The following is a 4,203-nucleotide window of genomic DNA, read 5'->3' on the forward strand; positions in this document are numbered from 1 at the left end:
CACCCCCCAGGTCATCTCGGACAGGGGGACCAAGTCATGCCGGGCCCGGAGGCCAGCGGCCCCGTTGCGGAGCCGTGGAGAACATAACGGGGGCGTCCTCCGGTCAGGTCCTGACCGGCACGGGTACATCCGCCTGGACCGTAGGCCAGCACCGGCCAACTACGGATCAGCCGTCGGCCACTGCAGAGCAGTAAGTCGTCCTGATTTTCTGCTGCCACACTTCGTACAACCAATCCGCAGTTCGCGTGGCCCCGGATTACACAGGGATGTTCCGGCTGGCCACGCCCACGGGAGAGCCATTGTGAAGGAACCAGTACATATCGGGAAGCACCCGTCTGCGAAACCTGATCTGCAGCAGCTGCTGCACGAGGTGGCGCTGGGTGATCAGGAGGCGTTCGCCGCTCTCTACGACGCGGTGGCCGGCTCCGTCCTCGGGGTCGCCCGGGCCGTCCTGCGCGACCAGGCGCAGTCGGAGGAGGTGGCGCAGGACGTGCTGGTGGAGGTGTGGCGCACGGCCCCGCGCTACCGGCCGGATCGCGGTACGGCGATCAACTGGATCCTCACCCTCGCTCACCGAAGGGCGGTGGACCGGGTCCGGTCGGTGGAGGCCGCGGCGGCCCGTGACACCAAGGCCGCTCTGCTCGAGCATCAGCCTGCGTACGACGAGGTGACCGAGCAGGTCGAGACCCGCCTGGAGCAGGAGCAGGTACGGCGCTGCCTGCGCACTCTGACCGAGCTGCAGCGGCAGTCAGTCACCCTGGCTTACTACCGGGGCCTGACCTATCGGGAGGTCGCCGAAGCGCTCGCGCTGCCGCTCGGCACGGTCAAGACCCGGCTGCGTGATGGACTGATCCGACTCCGAGACTGCCTGGGGGTGACCGCATGACCACGATCGATCTGCACGGTCTGACAGGCGCCTATGCGCTGCACGCGCTGCACGATGAGGAGCGTGCCGCCTTCGAGCGTCACCTGGCCGCGTGCGACACCTGCGAACAGGAGGTCGCGGAGTTCACGGCGACCACCGGACGTCTGGCTCTGGCCTCCACGGTGCGCACACGCCCCGTCATGCGCGAGCAGGTCCTGCAGCGCATCACCACCGTGCGGCAGGTGCCGCCCGGTGCCGTGCCGCTGGAGCGGGTGCGCCGGGGGGTGCGGCGCGGGCGGGGCCTGGCCCGGTGGGCGCTGGCCGCCAGTGTGGCCGCCGCGGCCGCCTTCGGCGGAACCGCGGTATGGCAGTACGAACGTGCCCAGGACGCACAGATCCAGGCCGCACAGGCTCAGCGGCACGCCGAGGACCTGGCCGGTGTGCTGGCCGCGCCCGATGCCAAGTCGCGTTCGGCGAATGTGGCGGGCGGTGCGGGAACGCTGGTGGTCTCCGCCAGCCGAGACCGGGCCGTGTTCGTGGCGTCCGGAATGCCGGCACCGCCGCGCGGCAAGGTGTACCAGCTGTGGTTCGCCGACGGCGGGAAGATGCGCTCCGCCGGCCTGATGGACCCCGACCGCACCAACCAGGCCGTGCTGATGCAGGGTGCAGTCGACGGCGCCTCCGGGGTCGGCATCACGGTGGAGCCGGCGGGCGGGTCGAAGCAACCGACCTCGACACCGTTCGCCCTGCTCGGTGTACCGACGTAGAGCATGTGACTGGGGGAGTCCGCCCGTGGGCGGACTCCCCCAGTCGTTCATAGGTGCCGGTGCGGTGGCCGGGGAAAGAAGGCGCTGGTGCGTGCCACGTACGAGTCCCACCCGGCACGGCCAGCCATGTGCCTCTCCAGCAGCCGTTTCCCGCTTCCGTTGATCAGCAGCACGCTCATCACCAGGGGCGAGACGACGGAAACAGCCGCTGCCTGCCATCCGCCGTCGCAGGCCACGAGGAACAGCCCCCACCAGACGCAGAAATCCCCGAAGTAGTTGGGGTGCCGGGTGAGCCGCCACAGTCCCCGGTCCATGATGCGGCCCCGGTTGGCCGGGTCCGCCTTGAAACGAGCCAGCTGGGCGTCGCCGACGGCCTCGAAGAACAGTCCGACGGCCCACACGGCGGTGCCGGCCCAGGCCAGGGGGGACAGCGACCGGGGCGCGTACTGGGCAGCCTGTACCGGCAGGGACACCAGCCACACCAGGGCTCCTTGCAGCAGATAGATCATCCGCAGGGCGTACAGGTCCCGGTTTCCCCGCGCGCGGGCCAGCATCGCCTCGTACCGCGGATCCTCGCCGAGGCCGCTGCCCCGGCGCGCGATGTGGATGGCGAGTCGCAACCCCCACACGACGGTCAGGACCGTGACCAGCACGCGCCGGGCCGGATCGCCCTGGCCCCCAGAGACGCTGAAGGTCACCACGGCCGCAGCGGCAAAAGCCAGCCCCCAGGCAACGTCAACGATGCGGTGCATGTCTAGGTTGAGGGCGATGGTGAAGGTGCCGAGCATGATCGCCAGGGCCGTTGCGGCCGCCCATCCGAGGTTGGCAGCGAACGGACCCCAGTCGAACGCGTTCACCGGTCTTCCAGGTGCCGGTACCAGTCGGCTGCCTCGGCTCCTGTCAGGCCGCTGTCACCGGTGGCCGTCGGGCGTACGGCGAGGAACTGGTCCACGCCCATCCGCCGCTCCTCGAAGGCCAGGGCCCCACCGACCAGGTACAGCCGCCACACCCGGGCCGTCTCCTCGCCAACCAGGCCCACGAAGTCGTTCCAGCGTTCCTCCAGCGTGCGGTGCCAGGCGGTGATGGTGCGCACATAGTGCTCGCGCAGCGACTCCACCGAGCGGACCTCCAGACCGGCCGCCTCCAGCAGCCCGACGGTCTCGCCCATCGGCCGCATGTGCATGTCCGGGGCGATGCACGCCTCGATGAACGCACCACCGCCGGGCGCGCTCGCACCGCGGGACATCTGCTGGACCAGCACGCGCCCGTGCGGGCGGACCAGCCGGTGCAGGGCGGCGGCGAAGGCGGGGTACTCGTCGTCCCCGACGTGCTCGCCCATCTCGACGGTGGCGACCGCGTCGTAGGCGGAGCCGGTGATGTCCCGGTAGTCCTGGCACACCACCTCCACCTGGTCCCCCAACCCCCGCTCGCGCACCTGCTCCCGCACGTATGCGGCCTGTTCCCAGGCCAGGGTGACGGCGGTGACCTGCGCCTTGTGTTCTTGTGCGGCATACAAGGTCAGTGAGCCCCAGCCGCAGCCGATGTCCAGGAGGCGGGCGCCGGGGACCAGACCGAGCTTGCGGCAGATCAGCTCCAGCTTGGCTCGCTGCGCATCGGCCGGGCTCACCTCCGGGCCGGCACCGGTCCAGTAGCCGCAGGAGTACGCCATGGTCTCGTCGAGGAGCAGGCGGTAGAAGTCGTTGGACAGGTCGTAGTGGTGGCTGATCGCGGCCCGGTCGCGGGCCTTGCTGTGCAGGCCGCCGCGCAGCCGGGCCTGCGAGACGGGTGCGGGCAGGCGCGGGCCGACGGCTCCGATCCGTACCGCCTCCGCCACCGCGCGCGCCCAGTCGGCTGGCGAGAGCCTCGGGGCGTGCAAGCCCCGCTCTCGCGCGGCGGCCCACATGGCGCGCAGGCACTCGGCCAGGTCGCCCTCCACGTCGAGTTCCCCGGTGACGTATGCCTGGGCGAGGCCGAGTTCGCCGGGCTGCCACAGCAGGCGGCGCAATGCGCGCCGGGAGCGCACGACGACCACGGGGGCGCCGGCGGGGCCGGTCTGGCTGCCGTCCCAGGTGCGCAGCCGCAGCGGCAGCGGCCCGCCGAGCGCGTCCTCGGCAAGGGCGGCGAGGCGGTGCGCAGCGCCGGTACGGGCGGGGGTGCGGGTGGTCGTCATCGCGCCGGGTTCTCCTTGGTGAACAGGTACTGCTGGACGTCGAGGTAGCCGGAGCGGAATCCGGCCTCGGAGTAGGCCAGGTAGAAGCTCCACAGACGGCGGAAGGTCTCGTCGAAGCCGAGGGCAGCGACTTGGTCGGACTGGTCGGTGAAACGCTCCCGCCACAGCCGCAGCGTTTCGGCATAGTGCGCGCCGAAACCGTCCCGGACGTTCACCGCCAGACCTGTGTGGTCGCGGACGGCTTGTTCGATGGCCGTGGTGGAGGGGATCAGGCCCCCGGGGAAGATGTACTTCTGGATCCACGTATAACTGATCGTTTCAGAATGAGGTTCGTAGGCGGCGGAGGCATATGAGACTGCAGGCCAGTTCGAGCAGGCCCTGGTGGAGATCGGCGCGTCGTT

General features: G+C 70.4%; 4 protein-coding genes and 1 pseudogene. 2 read left to right on the top strand and 3 right to left on the bottom strand.

Features of this window, described 5'->3' with window-relative positions; genetic code table 11:
• The first annotated feature begins 301 nt into the window (after window positions 1–301).
• Together ACGFYV_RS37420 and ACGFYV_RS37425 are read left to right on the top strand one after the other, a co-directional pair.
• Entirely contained in the window at window positions 302–886 is a 585-nt protein-coding gene (locus ACGFYV_RS37420; RefSeq protein ID WP_393883013.1) for a sigma-70 family RNA polymerase sigma factor, read from the top strand.
• Window positions 883–1,632 carry an anti-sigma factor domain-containing protein gene (locus ACGFYV_RS37425; protein WP_393883014.1) on the top strand — a complete coding sequence of 250 codons (750 nt, stop codon included), beginning with the start codon at window positions 883–885 and terminating at the stop codon, window positions 1,630–1,632. Before ACGFYV_RS37420 ends, ACGFYV_RS37425 begins: the two co-directional genes overlap by 4 nt.
• A gap of 47 nt (window positions 1,633–1,679) precedes the next feature.
• Here the strand turns inward: ACGFYV_RS37425 and ACGFYV_RS37430 are convergent, their stop codons facing one another.
• The 3 genes and pseudogenes from ACGFYV_RS37430 to ACGFYV_RS37440 all read right to left on the bottom strand — a co-directional run.
• On the bottom strand, window positions 1,680–2,489 hold the full coding sequence (locus ACGFYV_RS37430; RefSeq protein ID WP_393883015.1) for a DUF1295 domain-containing protein: 810 nt from the start codon (window positions 2,487–2,489) through the stop codon (window positions 1,680–1,682).
• The gene (locus ACGFYV_RS37435) at window positions 2,486–3,802 is read right to left on the bottom strand and encodes a class I SAM-dependent methyltransferase (RefSeq protein ID WP_393883016.1); all 1,317 of its coding nucleotides are present in this window, start codon (window positions 3,800–3,802) and stop codon (window positions 2,486–2,488) included. The genes ACGFYV_RS37430 and ACGFYV_RS37435 overlap by 4 nt, the downstream gene beginning before the upstream one ends.
• A pseudogene (locus ACGFYV_RS37440) lies at window positions 3,799–4,113 on the bottom strand (class I SAM-dependent methyltransferase); the annotation flags it as partial. The gene ACGFYV_RS37435 and the pseudogene ACGFYV_RS37440, both read right to left, overlap by 4 nt.
• Window positions 4,114–4,203 lie beyond the last annotated feature (90 nt).

It is taken from the genome of Streptomyces sp. NPDC048297 (assembly GCF_043201585.1).
GTDB lineage: Bacteria > Actinomycetota > Actinomycetes > Streptomycetales > Streptomycetaceae > Streptomyces.

Excerpts from the sequence above, each read along its gene's own strand:
- ACGFYV_RS37435 (WP_393883016.1), bottom strand. The coding sequence starts at position 3,802 with ATGACGACCACCCGCACCCCCGCCCGTACCGGCGCTGCGCACCGCCTC.
- ACGFYV_RS37425 (WP_393883014.1), top strand. The coding sequence starts at position 883 with ATGACCACGATCGATCTGCACGGTCTGACAGGCGCCTATGCGCTGCAC.